Annotated in this window: 20 protein-coding genes; 12 read left to right on the forward strand and 8 right to left on the reverse strand. The window is 63.5% G+C overall.

What is annotated here, in order from left to right:
- The first annotated feature begins 190 nt into the window (after positions 1-190).
- Positions 191-1,195, forward strand: coding sequence for a Bug family tripartite tricarboxylate transporter substrate binding protein (locus V1288_RS12695; RefSeq protein WP_334357359.1), 1,005 nt, complete (start codon positions 191-193; stop codon positions 1,193-1,195).
- Between the two features lie 126 nt (positions 1,196-1,321).
- On the opposite strand, the gene V1288_RS12700 is transcribed toward V1288_RS12695, so the two are convergent.
- The 3 genes from V1288_RS12700 to V1288_RS12710 form a co-directional block, all read right to left on the reverse strand.
- The gene (locus V1288_RS12700) at positions 1,322-1,993 is read right to left on the reverse strand and encodes a dienelactone hydrolase family protein (RefSeq protein WP_334357360.1); all 672 of its coding nucleotides are present in this window, start codon (positions 1,991-1,993) and stop codon (positions 1,322-1,324) included.
- A gap of 62 nt (positions 1,994-2,055) precedes the next feature.
- Positions 2,056-2,400: a hypothetical protein gene (locus V1288_RS12705; protein ID WP_334357361.1), complete on the reverse strand. Its 345-nt coding sequence runs from the start codon at positions 2,398-2,400 to the stop codon at positions 2,056-2,058.
- Positions 2,397-3,200 (reverse strand): alpha/beta fold hydrolase, encoded by an 804-nt coding sequence (locus tag V1288_RS12710; protein ID WP_334357362.1) that lies wholly within the window; start codon positions 3,198-3,200, stop codon positions 2,397-2,399. Before V1288_RS12710 ends, V1288_RS12705 begins: the two co-directional genes overlap by 4 nt.
- A gap of 321 nt (positions 3,201-3,521) precedes the next feature.
- Between V1288_RS12710 and V1288_RS12715 the strand changes: the two genes are divergently transcribed.
- The 3 genes from V1288_RS12715 to V1288_RS12725 all read left to right on the forward strand — a co-directional run bounded on the left by V1288_RS12715 (position 3,522) and on the right by V1288_RS12725 (position 7,762).
- Positions 3,522-4,013, forward strand: a complete 492-nt coding sequence (locus V1288_RS12715; RefSeq protein ID WP_334357363.1) for a (2Fe-2S)-binding protein — start codon at positions 3,522-3,524, stop codon at positions 4,011-4,013.
- A complete protein-coding gene (locus tag V1288_RS12720; RefSeq protein WP_334357364.1) occupies positions 4,010-6,292 on the forward strand; it encodes a xanthine dehydrogenase family protein molybdopterin-binding subunit in 2,283 nt (760 codons plus the stop codon). Before V1288_RS12715 ends, V1288_RS12720 begins: the two co-directional genes overlap by 4 nt.
- A gap of 372 nt (positions 6,293-6,664) precedes the next feature.
- Positions 6,665-7,762, forward strand: a complete 1,098-nt coding sequence (locus tag V1288_RS12725; protein ID WP_334357365.1) for an HD-GYP domain-containing protein — start codon at positions 6,665-6,667, stop codon at positions 7,760-7,762.
- Between the two features lie 134 nt (positions 7,763-7,896).
- Here V1288_RS12725 and V1288_RS12730 read toward each other — a convergent pair whose 3' ends face one another.
- The 3 genes from V1288_RS12730 to V1288_RS12740 form a co-directional block, all read right to left on the reverse strand.
- Positions 7,897-9,588: an amidohydrolase gene (locus tag V1288_RS12730; RefSeq protein ID WP_334357366.1), complete on the reverse strand. Its 1,692-nt coding sequence runs from the start codon at positions 9,586-9,588 to the stop codon at positions 7,897-7,899.
- A gap of 75 nt (positions 9,589-9,663) precedes the next feature.
- On the reverse strand, positions 9,664-11,244 hold the full coding sequence (locus V1288_RS12735) for an AMP-binding protein (RefSeq protein ID WP_334357367.1): 1,581 nt from the start codon (positions 11,242-11,244) through the stop codon (positions 9,664-9,666).
- Positions 11,245-11,444: 200 nt separating this feature from the next.
- Entirely contained in the window at positions 11,445-11,864 is a 420-nt protein-coding gene (locus V1288_RS12740) for a VOC family protein (protein WP_334357368.1), read from the reverse strand.
- Between the two features lie 151 nt (positions 11,865-12,015).
- Here V1288_RS12740 and V1288_RS12745 point away from each other — a divergent pair, with 151 nt between their 5' ends.
- The 6 genes from V1288_RS12745 to V1288_RS12770 all read left to right on the forward strand — a co-directional run bounded on the left by V1288_RS12745 (position 12,016) and on the right by V1288_RS12770 (position 15,557).
- Positions 12,016-12,993 (forward strand): Bug family tripartite tricarboxylate transporter substrate binding protein, encoded by a 978-nt coding sequence (locus tag V1288_RS12745; protein ID WP_334357369.1) that lies wholly within the window; start codon positions 12,016-12,018, stop codon positions 12,991-12,993.
- Positions 12,994-13,076: 83 nt separating this feature from the next.
- The gene (locus V1288_RS12750) at positions 13,077-13,331 is read left to right on the forward strand and encodes a DUF3551 domain-containing protein (RefSeq protein ID WP_442893942.1); all 255 of its coding nucleotides are present in this window, start codon (positions 13,077-13,079) and stop codon (positions 13,329-13,331) included.
- Positions 13,332-13,485: 154 nt separating this feature from the next.
- Positions 13,486-13,956 carry an ArsR/SmtB family transcription factor gene (locus V1288_RS12755; protein ID WP_334357370.1) on the forward strand — a complete coding sequence of 157 codons (471 nt, stop codon included), beginning with the start codon at positions 13,486-13,488 and terminating at the stop codon, positions 13,954-13,956.
- On the forward strand, positions 13,956-14,297 hold the full coding sequence (locus tag V1288_RS12760; RefSeq protein WP_334357371.1) for an SRPBCC family protein: 342 nt from the start codon (positions 13,956-13,958) through the stop codon (positions 14,295-14,297). Before V1288_RS12755 ends, V1288_RS12760 begins: the two co-directional genes overlap by 1 nt.
- A 15-nt stretch (positions 14,298-14,312) precedes the next feature.
- On the forward strand, positions 14,313-15,041 hold the full coding sequence (locus tag V1288_RS12765; protein ID WP_334357372.1) for a DUF899 domain-containing protein: 729 nt from the start codon (positions 14,313-14,315) through the stop codon (positions 15,039-15,041).
- Positions 15,042-15,194: 153 nt separating this feature from the next.
- Positions 15,195-15,557, forward strand: coding sequence for a DUF1428 domain-containing protein (locus tag V1288_RS12770; RefSeq protein WP_334357373.1), 363 nt, complete (start codon positions 15,195-15,197; stop codon positions 15,555-15,557).
- A 29-nt stretch (positions 15,558-15,586) separates the two neighbouring features.
- On the opposite strand, the gene V1288_RS12775 is transcribed toward V1288_RS12770, so the two are convergent.
- Positions 15,587-16,708, reverse strand: a complete 1,122-nt coding sequence (locus V1288_RS12775) for an amino acid ABC transporter permease (protein ID WP_334357374.1) — start codon at positions 16,706-16,708, stop codon at positions 15,587-15,589.
- A gap of 4 nt (positions 16,709-16,712) precedes the next feature.
- Positions 16,713-17,900: an amino acid ABC transporter permease gene (locus tag V1288_RS12780; protein ID WP_442893943.1), complete on the reverse strand. Its 1,188-nt coding sequence runs from the start codon at positions 17,898-17,900 to the stop codon at positions 16,713-16,715.
- Positions 17,901-18,003: 103 nt separating this feature from the next.
- On the opposite strand from V1288_RS12780, the gene V1288_RS12785 reads away from it, so the two are divergent.
- Together V1288_RS12785 and V1288_RS12790 are read left to right on the forward strand one after the other, a co-directional pair.
- Positions 18,004-18,879 carry a MurR/RpiR family transcriptional regulator gene (locus V1288_RS12785; RefSeq protein WP_334357375.1) on the forward strand — a complete coding sequence of 292 codons (876 nt, stop codon included), beginning with the start codon at positions 18,004-18,006 and terminating at the stop codon, positions 18,877-18,879.
- Positions 18,880-18,884: 5 nt separating this feature from the next.
- On the forward strand, positions 18,885-20,234 hold the full coding sequence (locus V1288_RS12790; RefSeq protein ID WP_334357376.1) for an aspartate aminotransferase family protein: 1,350 nt from the start codon (positions 18,885-18,887) through the stop codon (positions 20,232-20,234).
- The last annotated feature ends 7 nt before the right edge of the window (positions 20,235-20,241 follow it).

Here is a 20,241-nt window from a genome sequence, read left to right on the forward strand (position 1 = left end):
ACGTGTCTGGAAGTCTTTGTTGACGCCGGTGCATCGGCATCGAGCCGCTTTGGTTGCGATAAATTAGCGCTATGCGCTGACCGCATTCGAAACCTTATTCCAAGTTGCACTGCAGCGATGTAGAAGAACGACGTCCAAATCTAGGCGCGCCGGTTTGTTCGGTTAAGTGCCTGCAATCCGGAGTATGACCATGAACTATCATTTGCCGGTTCGCGTGGCGCGCGCGGCGACCGCGGCAGCGTTGCTCGCTTCCATCGCCGTGACGGCCTTGTGCGCCTCGTCGCATCAGGCATCGGCGGATTCCTATCCGAGCCGGCGCATCACCTTCGTCGTGCCCTATCCGGCGGGCGGCGCCACCGACGTCCTGGCCCGTTTGCTTGCCAACAAATTGTCGGAGTCATGGAAGCAGACCGTGCTCGTGGAGAACAAGTCGGGTGGCGGCGGCGTGGTCGGCAACGATTATGTGGCGAAGGCGCAGCCCGATGGATACACCGTGCTGGTCGGCATTACCCAGATCATTCAGGCGCCGAGCCTCGTTGCGAAGCTGCCCTACGATGTGTTCAAGGATCTCGCGCCCGTCACCCAGATCGCCTTGTCGACCATCGTTCTGACGGTCCCCGAGCAGCAGCCGATCAAGTCCGTCAAGGAACTGATCGACTATGCCAAGGCAAACCCCGGAAAGCCTTACGGCACCTTCGGCAACGCCACGACATCTCACCTCTACGGCGAATTGCTCAAGAAGACCGCCAATATCGACATGACCCATGTCCCCTATCGCGGCTCGGCTCCTCTCACGAACGACCTGCTCGCCAACACCGTGACGTCGGCTTTCGTCGACCTGACCACGGCCAGCGCGCAAATCAAGGCGGGCAAGCTCAGGCCGTTGGCGGTTGGCGGCGAGAAGCGCAGGACCGCGTTGCCCGACGTGCCGACGATGGCCGAACTTGGTTACCCCGGTTTTGAGATCGAAGGCTGGCTTGGCGTGTTCGTGCCCGCCGCAACGCCCAAGGAGATCGTGGCGAAGCTTTCCGAGGAACTCGCCCGCATCATCGCCTCGCCCGAGGGCGTCGCCGGGATCGAGACGCTCAGCCTCGTGCCGGTGGGCGGATCGGCCGAAACGTTCGAGAAAGTCCTGCGCCGCGATTACGAGCGGTGGGCCGATGTCGTAAAGGCAACCGGCGTCAAGGGCGAGTGAAGTAAGAGCAGCAAGCGTTGGCTTTAGCCACTTCCGTCATTCCGGGGCGTGCGATAGCACGAACCCGGAATCTCGAGATTCCGGGCTCGATGCTGCGCATCGCCCCGGAATGACGCCCTCCGGGCGTCACTTCAAATGCTTCGCGAAAAACGCCAGGCTGCGCGGCCAGGCGATGTCGGCGCTGGCCTTGTCGTAGCTGGCGCGCTCGTCGCAGTGAAAGCCGTGCTGCGCGCCGGGATAAATGTGGACTTCGACATCAGGCCGCTTGGCCTTGATGGTTTCGACGTCGGTCAGCGGAATGCCTGCATCCTTTTCGCCGAAATGCAGTTGCGTCGGCACTTGCGGCTTGTCGTCGGCAAAGCGGACCACGGCGCCGCCGTAATAGCCGACCGCGGCCGATAGACCCGACAGCTTGGTCGCCGCCGCATAGGCGATGCTGCCGCCGAGGCAGAAGCCGATGATGCCGACCGGGCCGACATCCTTCACGGCATCGATCGCGGCCTGGGTATCGCGCAGCATCGCGGCCCAATCGGGATTGGCGATGAACTTTCGCGCGGTCGCGATCTCGTCCGGCGAATAGCCGCACTGGAAGTCCGGCTGGACGCGATCGAAGATCGACGGCGCGATCGCGACATGGCCTTCGGCCGCCAGCCGATCGCACACCGAGCGGATGTGGTGATTGACGCCAAAGATCTCCTGGATCACCACGATGGCCGCTTTTGGCGCGCCCGCGGGATCGGCGCGATAGCCGCCCGGTTTGAAGCCGTCCGATGCCGTCAGTTTGATATCCTGTCCCACGGGTCATCCCTTCTTGTTTTGGGTCGCACGAAGTCGGTTGCGTGAATGTGCGGAGCCGAGAGCTACTGCCACATCCAGTTGTGGCCCCAGTCGCCCTTCCAGCCGGCCAGCCGACCTTTGCGGAATTGCAGATAGAGCCGGTCCTTCTTGTAGAACAATCCGCTGCCGCCGATGTTGCGGAATACGAGGAAGATTTCCTCGCCCGGTCGTCCCCGGACATAATTCAGCGGGGTGCCGAGCGCCCGCGCGGCTTCGTCGGCGTCCATGCCGAACGCCAAGGGTGTGTTGTTCGACAGCGTTTCGGTGAAAGGCGGCGGATAGGGGTCGCCGATCGGCGGCAGTTTTTGCGCGGCAGCCTGCGCAAAGCTGCCTGCGAGCAGGGCGAGGGCCACAGCGGCTATCTTCATGACGCGGCCTTTGTCGTTGCCGTTTCTCCGGTTGTCTTGGCATCGAGGCCGTCGAGGAACGGCAGCACGGCGTCGATGAAGGCCTGCGGCTGGTCGATGTTGACGGCGTGGCCGGCGGCCGGGATCACCACCTTCTGCGCGCCGGGAATCTTGGCCGCCATGTAGTCGGAAGCGGCGAGGAACGGTGTATCGTCGGCGCCGACGACGATCAGGGACGGCACCTTGATATCGGGCAGGGACTCGATCACGCGGGCATCGCGCTGGGTCAGCATGCCGCGCGCGGCGCGCGCCAGTCCCGACGCGTCGCGATGGGTGACGCTGGACCGTTCCCGGCTGGCCGATTTCAGAACCTCCAGGCCCTCGCGCTCGAAGCGGTCGCCGGTGTCATGCGCGCGCTTATTCCAGACCTCGCGGGCCTCGTCCTTCTTGAAGCCCGGGCCGGTGTCGATGATCAGCAGTGCGCGGACGCGGTGCGGATGGGCCCGGTAGAACGCCAGCGACATGTAGCCGCCGAGCGAGAGCCCGCCGACGATCGCCTTTCCGGCGCCGACGGCGTCGAGCAGCGCCGCCATGTCGCCTACCGTCAGCGCCTCGCTATAGGCAGCGGTATCCTCGGGGTAACCGGACTGGCCGTGACCGCGCATGTCCCACAACACGAGCTTGTGATGTTTCGACAAGGCCGCGATCTGGCCTTGCCACATCCCGCTCGTCGACGAATAGCCATGGGTCAGCAATAGAGGTGGGCCGGCGCCGTGAACCTCGTAGTGGATCCGGACTCCGTCGCGATTGATTGTCGGCATTCCTGTTTTTCCCGAAGCAAACGACGCCCCATACCGCCCTCGCACTATCCTAGCGCGATCCGTTCGCCGTTGGGAAATGCGGAAACAGAAGGTGCGTCTGCGGCGACGCCGTTCATTGACGTGTCGGCGACAAAGCCTTGCCGCAGCGCACAAGCAGCCCTTCAATGTTTTATTCTCTTCGAACGATTCCAAATTGGATTGCCTCCGGGAAAGTTCGGTATCATTCTGCGCGCCGACTGGCATCGACCCGGTGGGTGCCGGCCAATACCCAAAAGTGAGATGCCGCCGTAAGCGGCTTCCGACACCGGAAGGGAAAACGCGATGCCAAATCTCAATATCAACGGACGGAATATGTCCGTCGAGGCGGCCGGCGATACGCCGCTGCTCTGGGTCATCCGCGAGCAATTGCAGATGACCGGTACGAAATTCGGCTGCGGCGCAGGTCTCTGCGGCGCCTGCACGGTTCACGTCAACGGCGAAGCCGTTCGTTCCTGCCAGACCCTGGTCAGCGACGCCGTCGGGAAGAAGATCACCACCATCGAAGGTCTGTCCGCCAAGGGCGATCATCCCTTGCAGAAGGCCTGGATTCTCGAGCAGGTCCCGCAATGCGGCTACTGCCAGTCGGGCCAGATCATGCAGGCGGCATCGCTTCTTTCCAAGAATCCGAATCCGACCAAGGATGAAGTGGTCGCGCATATGGACGGCAATCTGTGCCGTTGCATGACCTATTCGCGCATTCAGAAGGCGATCATGCGCGCCGCATCCGAAATGCGTACTGCCTCCAACGCCGGCACCGAGCGGAGGGCCACATGAATACGCACGTGAAAATCACCGATAACGTTCCCACCGATCTCAGCCGCCGCTCATTCCTGGTTGGCTCGGCCGCCACCGGCCTCGTGCTCGGCTATGCCGGCGTTCCCGGCATCGATCAGGCTTTGGCGGCACCCTCCGCTTTCGAGCCCAGCGTCTGGTATTCGATTGGGCCCGACGGTCTCGTCACCGTCACCTGCGGCAAGGCCGACATGGGCCAGCACATCGCCTCGACCATGGCGCAGATCGTTTCCGAAGAGCTCGGTTCGAACTGGAAGGACATGCGGGTCCAGCTTGCCTCCAACGATCCGAAGTTCAACGACCCCGTGCTCGGCGCGCAGATTACCGGCGGTAGCTGGAGCACGATGATGAACTTCGATGCGATGAGCCGCGCGGGCGCCGCGGGACGTATCGCGTTGACCGAAGCCGCCGCCAGCGCGATGGGCGTGCCGACCGGCGAGTTGGTGGTGCGTAACTCTACTGTCGCGCATCCGAAGTCGAAGAAGTCGATGACGTTTGCAGAAATCGTCAAGAGCGGCAAGATCACCAAGACCTTCACGCCGGATGAACTCAAGGCGATCAAGCTCAAGACACCCGATCAGTACACGATGGTCGGCGTCTCGGTTCCGCAGCTCGACATCCCCCCGAAGGTCAACGGCACGGCCAAATACGGCATCGACGTCATGCTGCCGGGCATGGCCTACGGCAAGGTGGTCACGCCGCCGGTGCGCTATGGCGCCACGGTGAAGTCGGTCGACGATTCTGCTGCCAAGAAGGTGCCGGGCTTCATCAAGGCGGTGACGCTTGATGACAAGACGGGTAGCACGACCGGCTGGGTGGTGGCGGTCGCCAATACCTATGCCAACGCCCGCAAGGCGGCCGACGCGCTGAAGATCACCTATGACAACGGTCCGAACGCCAAGCTGTCGAGCCAGTCGTTGCTCGACGAAGCCAAGCGGCTGCAGGCGCTCGACGATTCTGGACAGTTCTTCGTCAAGGACGGCGACACGGCGGCGGCCTTCGGGACCGCGGCCAAGGTGCTGGAGGCGGAATACACCACCAGCATCAACATCCATGCACCGCTGGAGCCGATGAACGCGACTGCCGAGTTCAAGGGCGACATCCTGCACATCTATTCCGGCAATCAGTTCGCGACGCGCTCCGGCGCGATCGCGGCGGGGGCTGCCGGGATCGATCCCAAGTTCGTCGTGATGCATCAGATGTGGCTGGGCGGCGGCTTCGGCCGGCGTCTCGACGCCGACATGATGGTGCCCGCGGTGCAGGCGGCGAAAGCCGTCGGCAAGCCGGTCAAGGTGATCTATTCGCGCGAAAATGACATGACCATGGACTATTCGCGTCCGCTGACCTTCCAGAAGGTGAAGGCGGGCGTGGACGGTGACGGCAAACTGATCGCGCTCAACCACGACGTGGTCTCGGCCTGGCCGACCGCGCGCTGGGGAATCCCCGATTTCCTGACGCCGTCGGTCGACAAGAAGGGACCGCTGGACTCGTTCACCGTGAATGGTGCGGACTTCTTCTATTCCGTGCCCAATCACAATGTCCGCGCGATCAAGAACGAGATGGCGCATACCGCCACCCCGTCGGGACAGTTGCGCTCGGTCGCGCCTGGCTGGACCTTCTGGGCGGTCGAAAGCATGATCGACGAACTCGCCCACGCCGCCGGCAAGGATCCCGCCGAGTACCGGATCGCGCTGCTGGACGGCAAAGGCAAGAACGACGGCGGTGCGCAACGCCTGCGCAACACGCTGCTGGCGGCGATGGGCATGGCCGGCTACGGCACCACCAAACTGCCGAAAGGCGAGGGCATGGGCGTCGCCTGCGTCTCGTCGCAGGAGCGGGCAACCGCAAGCTGGACCGCATGCGTGGCCCACGTCGCGGTTTCGCCGTCCGGCGATGTCAAGGTCAAGAAATTGACCGTTGCCACCGACGTCGGCATGCAGGTGCATCCCGACAACATCCGCGCCCAGGTCGAGGGCGCGGCGCTGTGGGGCCTTTCGCTCGCCATGTATGAAAAGGCGACGCTGAAGGACGGTGGTATCGAGCAGACCAATTTCGATACCTACACGCCACTGCGGATGAGCCAGACGCCGGAAGTCGCCGTCAACGTCATCGCCAACGGCGACAAGCCGACCGGCGTCGGCGAGCCGGCAGTGACGGTGATCGCGCCCGCGCTCGGCAACGCCATCTTCAACGCCTGCGGCGCGCGCATCCGCTCGTTGCCGATCACGGCGGAAGCGGTGAAGGCGAACATGAAGGCGTAAAGACAGGCGCATCATCGATCGATGAATGGTCCGCCGGGGGCATGCTCCCGGCGGATTTGTCTTGTGAGCCCACGACGTCATGCCCCGCCAACGGGTCTCGCCTTCGGCGAGCCCGATGACAGGCGGCAGGGCATCCAGTACGCCGCGGCCGTGGCGACTTCACAGTCGTCGCGGCGTACCGGATCATCCGCCCCAGTGCGCACTTGCGCACAAGGCGGATGATGACAGGCGCGGGTGCGTCGCGTCACGAACCAGATCGCTAAAATTTTAGCGTTTATGGTAGTTCGCCTTCAGCATCCCTCTTAAGTCCCGGGGAACCCATTCTCCGCTAGCATCGGTTGCACGTCGTCAATGCTAGGGGTCTGGGGTTTCATGACATCGGTAGCCAACAAGACTTCGACCAAGCGCCGGCTGCTGCTGGCTTCGGATCGGGGCGATCAAAGCAGCGAACTCGCCAGCATTCTGCGGTCCGTCGGTCAGGTCGACACGATCGCGACTTCTGATATTCCCGACGCGCCGGAGCGCGACCTGGCGGGAATCGTGGTCGACATCAACTTGCGCTCCGCCGAGAGCGTGCAGTTGGTACGCAACAAGCTGCGCGCCGAGGCCTATCGCGAAATGCCGCGGCTGTTCGTGCTGGCGGATGCGTTGCATCATGGATCGATGCAGGCCTGGGCGCTCGGCGCCACCGACACCATCGCGCGGCCCTTCGACGCGCAAGGAATCCTGCAGCGAATTCGCGCGGCGTTTCCGGACAGCGATGGCTTTGACGAGACCGATCGCGGCAAGGCCCTCAACCGCGGGGTCGAGGCGGCGCATGCCGTGATGGTCAAGATCTTCGAAAAGCTCCCGGCCGGCGTTCCCCTGAAATTCACTGACATCGTCGAGGCCGAGAACAAGATTCTCAAGGCGATCAGGCATTCATCCTTGCGGGAATGGTTGACGACGGTCGGCTGCCATCACAGCGGCAGCTATCGCCATTGTCTCTTCGTCACCGGTTTTGCGGTCGCCTACGCGCAGCATCTCGGCATGCGCGAGGACGACCAGCGTCGTCTCGCCCGCGCCGCCCTGCTCCACGACGTCGGCAAGGCCTTCATTCCGGTGGCGATCCTGGACAAGCCGGGCCCGCTGACGCTGGAAGAAATGGAAGAGATGCGCCAGCATCCGCGCCGTGGCTACGACGCGCTGTCCGCGCAGGGCGGTTTCCCGCCCGAAATGCTCGATGTGGTGCTGCACCACCACGAGTTCCTCGACGGCACCGGCTATCCCAACGGCCTGAACGGCAAGCAGATCAGCGACATCGTGAGGCTGACCACGATCGTGGATATCTATGCGGCTTTGGTCGAGAAGCGTGCCTACCGGCTGCAGTTCACCCACGCAAAGGCGTTCGGCATGATGGAAGAAATGGGCGACAAGCTCGACCAGCATTTGCTGCACGCCTTCCGCCCGGTGGCGTTCGGGTATTATTGATTTTCCGTTCGTGATTCCGAGGCGATGCGAAGGCCCCGTAGGGTGGGCAAAGCGAAGCGTGCCCACCACTTCTGGCGCTGCTCTTGATGGTGGGCACGCTGCGCTTTGCCCACCCTGCGCGACTACGCTACGAACTAGCGCATCTCCGCAAACGGCGGCGCCGCATACACCACCTTGCCGCCGACCATCGTCAGCACCGATTTGATCTTGCCGATCTCCTTCACGGGCGCGGTCATGTAGTCCGCCGACAGCACCGCGAGGTCGGCGAACTTGCCGGCCTCCAGCGTGCCGCGTTTGTCGTCGTCATTTGCCATGAAGGCGGTGTTGCGGGTGTACATCTCCAGCACTTGGCGACGGCTGGGCGCTTCCTCGTCGCCGCGGGTCTTGATGCCACCGATCGTGGTACCGTCGAGATACCACTGCAGCGACACGAAGGGATTGTAGGACGACACGCGATGTGCGTCGGTGCCGCCGCCGACCACGAGCCCGAGCTTCATCGCGGTCGCAATCCGCGGCATCGCCTTGGCGTGTTCGACGCCGACCTCCTTCTGCAGCCGCTCGCCGCCGAAATAGAGCCCATCCTGCACGCCCCAGACCAGGCCGAGCGCCTTCATCTGTTTCAAGCTGGCTTCAGAGGCATTGTAGAGATGCAGCACGGTCCAGCGCAGGTCGCGCACCGGAAAATCCTTGTTGATGTCCTCGACCACGTCGAGCAGGTCGTGCACCGTGCGGTCCGGGTTCCAGTGTAGCTGGATGGTGTAGCGCCTTGACGCCGCCCAGCGCAGCAACTCGGCGAGCTTCGCCTTGCCGTCTGGCGTGATGTCGCCGTCGGTCCAGTCGGCCCAGATCAGGATTTCGCCGGGGCCGTTGAAGTGCAGCATGGCATCGCCGAATCCTGGTGGCGAGAGTTGCGTCAGGTTTTGCAGGTCGGCGAGCTCGCTGCCGGGCTTTGGCGCGCAGAGGTGATAGGCGACGCGCACCGTGAGCTGCTTGTCCTGCCACAGCCTGAACACCGCCTGGTAATTCGCCGGATACATGCTGACGCCGCCGCCATCGACGATGCCGGTAATGCCGAGGCTGTTCATCTCGCGGAAGAACTTCCTGGAGCCATCGATTTGCTGCTCCATGGTCGGTTTTGGCAGCTTGTCAAAAACCTTGCCGAGCGCAGCGCCGCCGGCTTCGATGATGCCGGTCGGCTTGTTGTCGCTATCGCGCGCGAGCTTGCCGCCGGGCGCCACATCGTTGTCGTCGCGGATGTTGAGCGCCTCCATCGCCTTCGTCGACAGCAGCAGCCAGTCATAGAGATGCTGGATGTAGACGGGATTGTCGGGCGCCACTGCTGCGACTTCCGCCGGTGTCGGCCGGCGCTTCTCGGCAAACTGCTCCTCGGTCCAGCCGCCGGCGACGACGATCCAGGATCCGGGCTTTTGCGCCCTCGCAGCTTGACCGATCTTCTCCAACGCGTCCTTCAGCGTGGGCACGCCGATCCAGTTCACCTCGGTGCCGAATGTCAGCGCGGCGCGGATGCCGTGGATGTGTCCGTCGGTGAGCCCGGGAATCACGGTGCGACCGCCAAGGTCGACCAGCTTCGCGGTCTTGCCGGCAAGCTTCTTCATCGCGGCAGAAGTGCCGGTCGCGAGGATCCTGCCATCCCCGACCGCGATTGCCTGCTGCGTGGAGAAATCCTTGTCGACGGTGAGGATCTTGCCGTTGAAGAGGATCGTGTCGGCGGTTTGGGCTGACGCGATGCTGACCGGTGATGTCACGATGAAAGCCGCCGCAAAATAGCAAGAAAGCCTCACGGAATTCGACCTCAGCTCCGACATGACGCGCTCCCCTTGTGATTCTATGTTATTGTTCTGCTCCCCCGTCATCGCTTCGCTCGCAATGACGGAGCAAGTCTACTCCAGCATCTTGCGCAATTCCGCCTTCGCCACCTTCTCCAGCGTCGAGCGCGGCATGTCGTCGACGAGATGAATCTCGCGCGGCACCTTGAAGTCCGCTAACGAAGTGCGGCAGGCGGCCATCACCGCGTCATGCAGATCGGCGGGTGCGCCGGCGACGCCGGCCTGCGGAATGATGAAGACGACGGGCACTTCATCCAGCATCGGATGCTTCTTCGCCACCACCGCGGCCTCTCGCACGCCGGGCACGATCGCAATTACCTGCTCGATCTCGGAAGCCGCGACATTCTCGCCGCCGACCTTGAGCATATCCTTGGTGCGGTCGCCGAATTTTATGAAGCCGTTCTCCAACAGCGTGACGCGGTCGCCGGTAATGAAATAGCCGTGTTCGTCAAAGCTTTCGCCCGTGGCCTTTTCGTTGTGCAGATATTCTGAAAACAGCGACAGGCCGGGGATGCCCTTGATCAGGAGATCGCCGGTGCCGCCGACGGGCGTAGGCCGGCCGTCGTCCCCAACGATGCGGATCTGATATTCCGGCGCGGCGCGCCCGATCGACATCGGCGTATTGGGCTGGTCGATCTCGCCGACGATGCCATGAGTAATGGTTTCGGTCATGCCCCACCAGCCAATCGTCTTGACGCCGAAGGCGGCAAACGGCGGCGGCTCGGATACGGCGGTGCCCCAGAGGCGGAATTTATGGTTTTTCGGATTCTCATGTTCCAGCAGCGCCTTCATGCAGAAGGGGATCGTCGAGGTCCAGGTGCAGTTGTGCTCCAGCGCCACGCCCCAGAAGCGGCTTGCCGAAAACCGCGGCTGGATCACGCAGGTGGCGCCGACCCACAGCGTCGCCAGCATCGAATAGGCCAGCGCATTGGTGTGAAACAGCGGGAGATAAGTCTGGTGCACGTCGGCGGCGTGGAGGTCCTCATGCGCGGCATTGATCTTGGCGCCCCACAGCGCGTTGGCATGCGTCCACAGCACCGCCTTCGGCCGCGACGTGGTGCCTGAGGTGTACTGGACGCTGCACGGCGCGAACGGGTCGGCGGCCCGGCGTGGCCGGTCGGCACTGTCGGCGAACAGTTGCTCAAAACTGTCGCCGCGCGGTACAGCTTGCGCAGGCCGGCCGCCCGCATCATGCGAGATCACGGCGATCCAGCGCAGGCCGCGGCAATGGGTCGAGATCAGTTCGGCATATGCCGGCTGGGTGATGGCGGCGACCGCGCCGCAATGGCCGGCGAAATACTCCATCTCCGCTGCCGCCGAGCGGGTATTGGTGGTGACCGCGATCGCGCCGAGTTCGACGCAGGCAAACCAGGCCAGGACAGCTTCGATGCAATTGTCGAGATGGATCAGCACATATTCGCCGGGCTTGACGCCGCGTTTGACAAGGCCGGCGGAAAGGGCGCCGACGCGCTCGTGAAATTCGCCGTAGGACCAGCTCCGCGCCGGAGCCTCGAACGGTGCCCAGATCAGGAACGGATGGTTGCGGCGGCTTTCGGCGCGCATCCGTAGCAGCCACGGCACGTCGAGGCCTGCGAATGGTCCGACAATGCCCGGCGCGGCCTGTGAATCGATCATTGGTCCTCCCGTGCAGCTTCATCGGCTGCCTTGGTTTTTGCTTGGGAGTAGTTCTGCCATCGGATGGCGCGATGGGCAAATCGGGAGTGCCGTCCCCTCCGCGTCATTGCGAGGAGCAGGGCGACGAAGCAATCCATCCATCTGTTATGCCGCGCGATGGATTGCTTCGCTTCGCTCGCAATGACGGGGAGGGAGGGGTGCTAGCCCCCGCCATCCTCATACGACGAAATTTCGATCAAACTCCCGTCGGGATCCCGGCAATAAACCGATCGCAGCGTGCCGCGGGCGCCCTGCTTTGCAACGGGGCCTTCCTCGATCGCGACCGCGTTGGCTTTCAGGTGCGCTACCACTTCGTCCGGCGCACTTGACGTCAGGAAACACAGATCGTCGCTCCCGGCGGTCTCGTGGTCGGCGGTGAACCACTCGACCTTGTCGGCGTCGCGCGGCCGCACATTGATTTTCTGGTTACCAAACATTAGCGAGGTCCGCGGCATTTTGCCCGGTCCGGGATCGAACACCTTGACCTCCATACCAAGAATTTTCCGGTACCACTCGGCGGAACGCGCCACATCGGACACATTGATCACGAGATGATCGAGTGCATTAACCCTGACGGACATGCCTTATCCTTTCGTCGCGGTCGGCGGCGCCCCGTCGCACTGGCCGCCCCTGACTTTGTTTGTTACAACGCGGGCCGCGTTCGGTTCAATAGAACCGCACCTCAATAGAAACGGACCGGGCTCTGAATCCCGGCCTCCAAGGAGAAGTTCTATGATTTCACGTCGCATCGCGATTTGTCTGGCCGTCGTCGGTCTTTCCACTGCCGCTTCGATCGGCAATGTTTCGGCGGCGGATTATCCGACCCGGCCGGTGAAATGGGTCGTCGGATATCCTCCGGGCGGCGCGACCGACATCATCGCACGGCTGATCGGCCAGCGGCTTTCCGAGCGGCTCGGCCAGCAATTTGTGATTGAGAACAAGCCCGGCGCCGGCAACAATATCGCGACCGAATCCGTCATCAACGCCGAGCCCGACGGCTACACCGTGCTGCTGGTCAATCCGGCGAACTACATCAACGCCACGCTCTACGGCAATTTGAAGTTCAACGTCGTTCGTGACATCGCGCCGGTCGCGGCGTTCAATCGCGTGCCGAACGTGATGACGGTCAACAAGGACGTGCCGGCCAAGACGGTCGCCGAGTTCATCGCCTATGTGAAGGCTAACCCCGGCAAGGTGAACCTGGCCTCGTCGGGCAACGGCACGTCGGTGCATCTGTCGGGCGAAATGTTCATGGCGATGTCCGGCGCCAAGATGCAGCACGTGCCCTATCGCGGTGCTGCGCCCGCGATCACCGATCTGCTCGGCGGCCAGGTCCAGGTGATCTTCGACAACATGCCTTCCATCCTCCAGCATGTCCGTGCCGGCTCGGCGCGGGCGCTCGCCGTCACCAGCACGACAAGATCGTCGCTGTTGCCTGACGTGCCGGTCCTTGCCGATACCATTCCGGGCTATGAAGCGAGTGCGCTGTTCGGCATGGGCGCCCCGAAGAACACCCCGAAGGAAGTCATCGCCAAGCTGAACAAGGAGATCAACGAGATACTCGCCGAACCCGCGATCAAGGCCAGGCTGGTCGATCTCGGCGGCGAACCGCTGATCGGCCCGCCGGAAGCATTCGGTGCGATGATCGCGGCCGAAACCGACAAGTGGAAGAAGGTGATCGAGGAAGCGAAGGTCGAAAAGGTGCAGTGATCTACCTCACGGAACATTGGCGCGGCCGCGGTGTTTTATGGCAAAGGCGACGCGGCTTTTGCGTCACGTGAAGGAGATCGATGATGCGCAATGCAATGTTAGCGGTATTGGCGCTGTCGGCCGCGACAGTCGCCACGGTGGCGGGCAGCTCGCCGGCGGCGGCGTACGATTATCCCTACTGCCTCCAGGGCCGGGGCATCGGCGTCCCCGGCGACTGCTCCTACAGCAGCTATAGCCAGTGCATGGCGTCGGCGTCCGGACGGGCGCTTTATTGCAACGTCAATCCCCGCGTTGCCTTCGGACAGCAGCGGCGGATGCGGGTTTATCGGGACTATTGACCGGACCTCGCGAATCCTTCCCGGGATGGCCGGACTGACGCGCGAAAGCTAGTTGCGCGGAATGATCCGGCCATCCGCATTTCCATCCTCACAACTCTCAACTTCGTGATGCAAACGGCTTGACCGCGGTTCGTTTGCGTCTATACTAAACCTGATGGTTAAGTATCAGGAACACGTTCTGGACCGCACGTTTGCCGCGCTGTCGGATCCGACCCGGCGCGCACTGCTGGCGCGGCTCGGCGACCGCGAAAGCCTTTCGGTCAGCGAGCTGGCGCAGCCGTTCTCGATGTCGCTGCCCGCGATCATGAAGCATCTCGATGTGCTGTCGGACGCCGGCCTGATTGCGCGCGAAAAGACCGGCCGCACGGTCGCGTGCCGGTTGACCGCCCAGCCGATGGAGCAGGCGATGGAGTGGCTCAATCGCTACCAGCGCTTCTGGTCCGATGCTCTCGACCGCCTTGCCGCTTTTGTGGAGGAAGACCCATGGCCACCCAGTCAAGCCTTGCCAAGCACGACCCTGCCCGCGACGCCGAACTCGCTGCGCGGCCAAGCCTCACGCTCACGCGACGTCTCGCCGCGGCGCCCGAAAAAGTCTACGCCGCGTGGGCCGACCCGCAAAGGCTAGTGCAATGGTTCGGGCCCGGATCGGTCGAGGAAGGCTCGGTCAAGGCCGACATCAATCTGCGCGTCGGCGGTCGTTATCGCATCAGCTTCAACGCCAACGGCACGTACAACGAGGTCGGCGGCGTCTATCGCGAGGTCGTTCCGAACCAGCGTCTCGTTTTTAGCTGGGCGTGGCATTCGACGCCGGAGCGGGAATCGCTGGTGACCCTAACATTGAAGCCCGACGGTGCCGGCACACTGCTAACCTTCCATCACGCGCAGTTCGCGGATGCGACCGCGCGCGACAATCACGAGCGCGGATGGATGGAACTGCTGGCCAAGCTCGAAAGCTATCTGGCCTGAACGGAGGAGTCGCCCATGCACGCCATCGTTTCCCGCGAGGAATGGATCGCCGCCCGCAAGGCCCACCTTGCGCATGAGAAGGAATACACCAAAGCGCGCGAGCGCCTGGCCGAGGAGCGCCGCGCGCTGCCATGGGTCAAGGTCGACAGGGATTATGTGTTCGACGGGCCGAATGGAAAGGCGTCGTTGGCCGACCTCTTCAAGGGACGCAGCCAGCTCGTGGTTCAGCACGTCATGTTCGCGCCCGACTGGAACGAGGCCTGCAAGAGCTGCTCGTTCTGGGCCGACGGCTTCGAGCGCATGATCCCGCATCTGGCCGCCCGCGACACCACTATGGTCGCGGTCTCGCGCGCGCCGCTGCAAAAGCTCGTCGCCTTCAAGCAGCGGATGGGCTGGACGTTTGACTGGCTGTCGTCAGGCTCAAACGAGTTCAACTACGACTACGGCGTTTCGTTTACGCCGGAGCAAATCGAGCGAGGCGGCAACTACAATTTCGGAACCACTCGCTTCGGAGGCGAGGAAGCGCCCGGAATCAGCGTGTTCTATCGCGACGAGGCCGGGAACATCTTCCACACCTATTCCTGTTACTCGCGCGGCCTCGACATGATGAACGCCGCCTACCATTACCTCGACCTGACGCCGCTCGGGCGTCATGAGGAAGGCCTGCCCTATCCGATGGACTGGGTGCGGCTACGTGACCAATACCAGCCGGCGCCGGTTCAGGCATCCTGTTGTCATAGCTGAGTGAGTGTTTGTCCTCGTCATTCCGGGGCGATGCGAAGCGTCGGACTATAGTGCGCGATTGCGCACGTGAGGTCTGGCGCCAACGCACCATCCCGGAATGATGGCAAACATCCGCTCCTGATAACCAGGGAAAAACAACGGAGAGCAATCCCCATGCCTTACGTCGATGGCTTCATCGTCGCCGTGCCGAAGAAAAAGCTCGCGGAATATGTCGCGCTATCGAAGAAGTGCGGCAAGCTCTGGCGTGAATACGGTGCGCTTGATTACCGCGAATGGGTCGCCGACGACGTCAAGGTCGGCAAGCGCACCTCCTTCCCGCGCAGCGTCAAGCTCAAGCCGGGCGAGACCGTGATATTCTCCTGGATCACCTACAAGTCGCGCGCCCAGCGCGACAAGATCAACGCCAAGGTAATGGCGGACCCGCGGCTCACCTCGATGATGGATCCGAAATCGCCGCCGCCGTTCGACGGCAAGCGGATGATCTATGGCGGGTTCGAAAGCCTGGTGAAGGTGTAGCGGCGCTGACGCGCCGCCCATCGCCGCTGTCAACCCGGCCGGGCCTGCGCCTCCAGACGCCGGCTGTAGCGCGACATCGCGAAGCAGAACAGGAAGTAGATCACCGCTACGAATATATAGACTTCGATGCTGAACGGCTGCCAGGCGGGATCGATGATCGACGTCTTCGCCGTCGTCAGCAGGTCGAAGATGCCGATGATCAGCACCAGGCTGGTGTCCTTGAAGAAGGCGATGAACGTGTTTACCAGCGGCGGGATCACGTGGCGGATCGCCTGCGGCAGGATGATCAGGCCGTTCTTCTTCCAATAAGTGAGCCCGAGCGCGTCGGCGGCGTCGTGCTGCCCTCTCGGAATGGCCTGCAGCCCGCCGCGAATGACTTCGGCGAGATAGGCGCCGGCATACAGCACGAACGCGATCTGCGCCCGCAGCAATTTATCGATGTTGACGCCGTCGGGCAGGAACAGCGGAAACATCACGCTCGCCATGAACAGCAGGCTGATCAGCGGGACGCCGCGGATCAGTTCGACATAGAGCACGCAGAGCGAGCGGATCGCAGGAAGTTTCGAGCGGCGGCCCAGCGCCACGACGATACCGAGCGGAAAGCCGAAGGCGAGCCCGAACGTGGCAAGGATCAGCGTCACCGGCAGCCCGCCCCAGCGGTCCTGCGACACATAGGTCAGTCCTGCGATGCCGCCCCACATCAGCACGCCGATCAGCGCCAGTGCGGCCGCCCAGATCAGCACCAACTCCTTGCGCCACCAGCTCCGCCGGCTCGACACATAAAACAGTGCAATGAATGTCAGGCACACCAGAGCCGGCCGCCATTGCTCGCTGAACGGATAGGTGCCGAACAGGATGAAGCGGTATTTTTCGGGGATCACGGCCCAGCAGGCGCCGAGCCCGCGGATCGACCGGCAGGCGCCGGTCTGGTCGCTGGGCACCGACCAGACCGCATTCCAGTAGCCCCATTGCACGAGGCTCACCAGCGCCTTGCCGAGCAGCGCGATCAGGAGCACGCTGATGACCGAGGACGTGACCGAGGCGAACAGGTTGGTGCGCAGCCAGCGGATGACGCGCCTGCCCAGGACTTTGCGCGAACGCGCGCCGTTGAACGGCAGCGGATTTTGCGGAGCGTCTGATATCGACGTCATGGGATCAGCGCTCCACCAGCGCGATGCGCGCATTGTACCAGTTCATGAACAGGCTGATACCGAGGCTGATCGTCAGGAACACCATCATGATGAGCGCGATGGCTTCAATGGCTTGGCCGGTCTGGTTCAGCGTCGTGTTGGCGATCGACACGACGTCCTGGTAGCCGACCGCGACGGCCAGCGAGGAATTCTTGGTGAGGTTGAGGTACTGACTGGTCATCGGCGGAATGATGACGCGCAGCGCCTGCGGCAATACGATGCGCTGGAGCACAAAGCTCCGGCGCAGACCGAGCGCGTTTGCCGCATCCCATTGGCCTATGGGAACGGACTGGATGCCGCTACGGACGATCTCGGCGATGAAGGCCGACGTGTAGGTAACGAGCGCGATCAGCAGCGCGAAATATTCCGGCGCCAGCGTCAGCCCGCCGACGAAATTGAAGCCGCGCAATTCCGGCATCGTGATGGTCCAGGATGCACCGAGGCTGAACGACACCAGCGCCGGAAATCCGACGACGAGCGCCAGCGCGTAGGGCCAGAGATGGCGTACCTTGCCGTCGGCCATCTGCCGCGCCATCAATTGCCGCCGCAGTAGATAGAGCGCGGTCAGCCCGGCCACGACGGCTGCGATCACCCAGAGGTTTGCTTCCGCAATCGGGATTGATGGAAGCACCAGGCCCCGGTTGGAGAGAAAGACACCCTCGATCGGCTTCCATGCGGTCCGCGCCGCCGGCAATCCCTGCATCAGCACGTACCAGAACAACAATTGCAGCAGCAGGGGAATGTCGCGGAGCAGTTCGACATAGGCGGCGGCGAGCCGCGACAGCAGCCAGTTCGACGACAGCCGTGCAATGCCGATCAGCGTGCCGAGCACGGTGGCCAGCACGATGCCGATCACGGCGACGCGGAGCGTATTGACGATGCCGACAATGAAGGCGCGGACGTAAGGGTCCTTCGGGCTGTAGGCGAGCCAGGTGTCCGCGATCGGCATCCCGGCTTCGCGGCCGAGAAAGGCAAAACCGGTCGAAATCCGGCGTACCGACAGATTGTGCAGGGCGTTCGACCACAGGAAGGCGACGATCGCGACCGCGATCCCGATCACCACGACCTGCCAGAGGAGGCCGGTGATCTGCTGGCGGTTCAGCGAGAAGCGCAGTTGCCTGCGGCGGCGGAACTCGGGCGTCGATATCGTCACAGCACAAGGATCCTTCTGGCAACAGCGATCTTCGGCCATGCGCCCCCGGGGCGGGCGCATTTCAAATGTTGCACCAAAATTGGATATATGCAACATATGTTTCATGGCGCAACCGCACCCGAAATCTTCGCCGCTCAACGAATTGTGCAGTGCGTTGCCGTCGCTTCCGGCGCGGCTGCAGCAGGTCGGGCGCTTCGTCGCCGCCAATGATTACGACGCCACCACGCGTTCGATGCGCGATCTGGCCGCCGAGGCCGGCGCCGATCCCGCCGCCTTCACGCGTCTGGCGAAAGCGTTGGGCTATTCCGGATGGGATGAGTTGCGCGCCGCGTTGACCGAGGCGCGCCGGCCGGCACCGGCCCAGCCCTTTTCGGCTCGCACCCGCGGCGGCCGCAAGGGCCCCCACGCCGAGATCTCGCTGGTCGCCGACAAGCTCGACGCCGAGGCGGCAGGCCTTGCGCGCATTTCCACTGGCTCAGTGGCCGAAGCGGCCACGGCCTTGCACGCCGCGCGGCGAATCTGGATCGCCGGGTTTCGAAGCTGCCGCAGCGTGGCCGAACTGCTCACTTATCAGCTCCGGCTGTTCCGCTCTGACGAAGTGCAACTGGTCGGCGGCTCCGGGCCGGAGGATCTCGACCTCGGCGCCTTCCAGCGCGGTGACGCGGTCGTGGTCATCGGCTTTGCACCCTATTCCAGGGCCAGCGTGTTGTCGGCGCGCGCGGCGCATGATTCCGGCGCCACGCTGGTCGCGATTGCCGACGCGATCACTGCGCCGATGGCGGAGGGTGCCGATCATCTGCTGCTCTATGAGGCCGCCGCATCGCCGGGATTCTTCCCGAGCCTGACCGGCGCCATTGCGATTGCGCAGTCGCTGGCCGCGGTCAGCTTCGTGCTCGGCGGCGCCAAGGCAAAGCGCCGCCTTGAGGAAACCGAAGGCCGGTTGGCCGCGATGTCGCAATATGTCGCCGAGGAGGGTTGACCATCATGGGTGCGAGCCGAAGCCGGGTGCTGCATCGAAGCCTGCGTGAAAGCCCGCCGAAGGCGATCGGCGGCGAGGGCGTCTGGCTGATTGGCGAGAATGGCCGGCGGATTTTGGATGCGTCCGGTGGCGCTGCCGTCTCCTGTCTCGGCCATCAGCATCCGCGCGTGCTCGAGGCCATGGCGCGGCAAGCCTCGAAGCTCGCCTATGCCCACACCAGCTTTTTCTCGTCGGAGCCGGCCGAGGCGCTGGCCGACAAGCTCGTGGGTCACGAGCCCGGCGGGCTCGCTTACGCCTATCTCGTCAGCGGCGGTTCGGAAGCGATCGAAGCCGGCATCAAACTGGCGCGGCAATATTTTGTCGAGATAGGCCAGCCGCAGCGCCGGCACTTCATCGCGCGCCGCCAGGGCTATCACGGCAATACGCTGGGTGCGCTGGCTGCCGGCGGCAACGCCTGGCGTCGCGAGCCCTATGCTCCGCTACTGTCAACGGCCTTCAGCCATGTAACGCCGGCATTCGCCTATCACGAAAAACGCGACAGCGAATCCGAGGCGGATTTTGTGGCCCGCCTCGCGGCCGAGCTGGAGACGGAATTTCAGCGTCTTGGCCCGGAGAGCGTGGCCGCGTTCATCGCCGAGCCGGTGGTGGGCGCGACCGCCGGCTGCGTGCCGGCGCCGGAGGGATATTTCCGTGCCGTTCGCGAAATCTGCGATCGGCACGGCGCGCTCGTCATCCTCGACGAGGTAATGTGCGGCATGGGCCGCACCGGCACCCGCCACGCCTGGGAACAGGAAGGCATCGCGCCCGATATCCAGGCGATCGCCAAGGGACTGGGCGGCGGCTATCAGCCGATCGGCGCCATGCTTGCGAGCGGGCGCATCGTCGATGTCATCCGCGACGGTTCGGGTGCGTTCCTGCACGGCCATACCTATCTGGCTCATCCGCTGGCCTGCGCTGCGGCGCTGGAAGTGCAGCGGGTGATCGATGACGAGCAACTGCTCGACAGGGTCAAGAGCCTCGGTGCGCAGCTCGAGCGACGGCTGACCGAGCGTTTCGGCAATCACCGCCATGTCGGCGACATCAGGGGCCGCGGCCTGTTCCAGGCCATCGAACTGGTCGCCGATCGCGCCACCCGCGCGCCGTTCGATCCTGCGCTGAAATTGAACCAGCGGATCAAAGCCGTCGCGTTCGAAGGCGGGCTTGGCTGCTATCCCGCCGGCGGGACCGTGGACGGCCGCAGCGGCGATCATGTCCTGCTCGCGCCGCCCTATATCGCGACGTCGGACGATATCGACATGATTGTCGACCGCTTGGGGCGCGCGGTCGACAGCGCGTTGAAGAGTGTGGGTCATTAGCAGGAGG

It is taken from the genome of Bradyrhizobium sp. AZCC 2176 (genome assembly GCF_036924645.1).
In the GTDB taxonomy this organism is placed as follows: Bacteria; Pseudomonadota; Alphaproteobacteria; order Rhizobiales; family Xanthobacteraceae; genus Bradyrhizobium.

Bases quoted from the DNA above. Each gene is read 5' to 3' on its own strand.
- V1288_RS12730 (WP_334357366.1), bottom strand. From the start codon at position 9,588: ATGTCGGAGCTGAGGTCGAATTCCGTGAGGCTTTCTTGCTATTTTGCG.
- V1288_RS12705 (WP_334357361.1), bottom strand. From the start codon at position 2,400: ATGAAGATAGCCGCTGTGGCCCTCGCCCTGCTCGCAGGCAGCTTTGCG.
- V1288_RS12755 (WP_334357370.1), top strand. From the start codon at position 13,486: ATGGTTAAGTATCAGGAACACGTTCTGGACCGCACGTTTGCCGCGCTG.
- V1288_RS12735 (WP_334357367.1), bottom strand. From the start codon at position 11,244: ATGATCGATTCACAGGCCGCGCCGGGCATTGTCGGACCATTCGCAGGC.
- V1288_RS12770 (WP_334357373.1), top strand. From the start codon at position 15,195: ATGCCTTACGTCGATGGCTTCATCGTCGCCGTGCCGAAGAAAAAGCTC.
- V1288_RS12790 (WP_334357376.1), top strand. From the start codon at position 18,885: ATGGGTGCGAGCCGAAGCCGGGTGCTGCATCGAAGCCTGCGTGAAAGC.
- V1288_RS12750 (WP_442893942.1), top strand. From the start codon at position 13,077: ATGCGCAATGCAATGTTAGCGGTATTGGCGCTGTCGGCCGCGACAGTC.
- V1288_RS12695 (WP_334357359.1), top strand. From the start codon at position 191: ATGAACTATCATTTGCCGGTTCGCGTGGCGCGCGCGGCGACCGCGGCA.
- V1288_RS12785 (WP_334357375.1), top strand. From the start codon at position 18,004: ATGGCGCAACCGCACCCGAAATCTTCGCCGCTCAACGAATTGTGCAGT.
- V1288_RS12715 (WP_334357363.1), top strand. From the start codon at position 3,522: ATGCCAAATCTCAATATCAACGGACGGAATATGTCCGTCGAGGCGGCC.
- V1288_RS12725 (WP_334357365.1), top strand. From the start codon at position 6,665: ATGACATCGGTAGCCAACAAGACTTCGACCAAGCGCCGGCTGCTGCTG.
- V1288_RS12740 (WP_334357368.1), bottom strand. From the start codon at position 11,864: ATGTCCGTCAGGGTTAATGCACTCGATCATCTCGTGATCAATGTGTCC.
- V1288_RS12775 (WP_334357374.1), bottom strand. From the start codon at position 16,708: ATGACGTCGATATCAGACGCTCCGCAAAATCCGCTGCCGTTCAACGGC.
- V1288_RS12710 (WP_334357362.1), bottom strand. From the start codon at position 3,200: ATGCCGACAATCAATCGCGACGGAGTCCGGATCCACTACGAGGTTCAC.
- V1288_RS12745 (WP_334357369.1), top strand. From the start codon at position 12,016: ATGATTTCACGTCGCATCGCGATTTGTCTGGCCGTCGTCGGTCTTTCC.
- V1288_RS12720 (WP_334357364.1), top strand. From the start codon at position 4,010: ATGAATACGCACGTGAAAATCACCGATAACGTTCCCACCGATCTCAGC.
- V1288_RS12765 (WP_334357372.1), top strand. From the start codon at position 14,313: ATGCACGCCATCGTTTCCCGCGAGGAATGGATCGCCGCCCGCAAGGCC.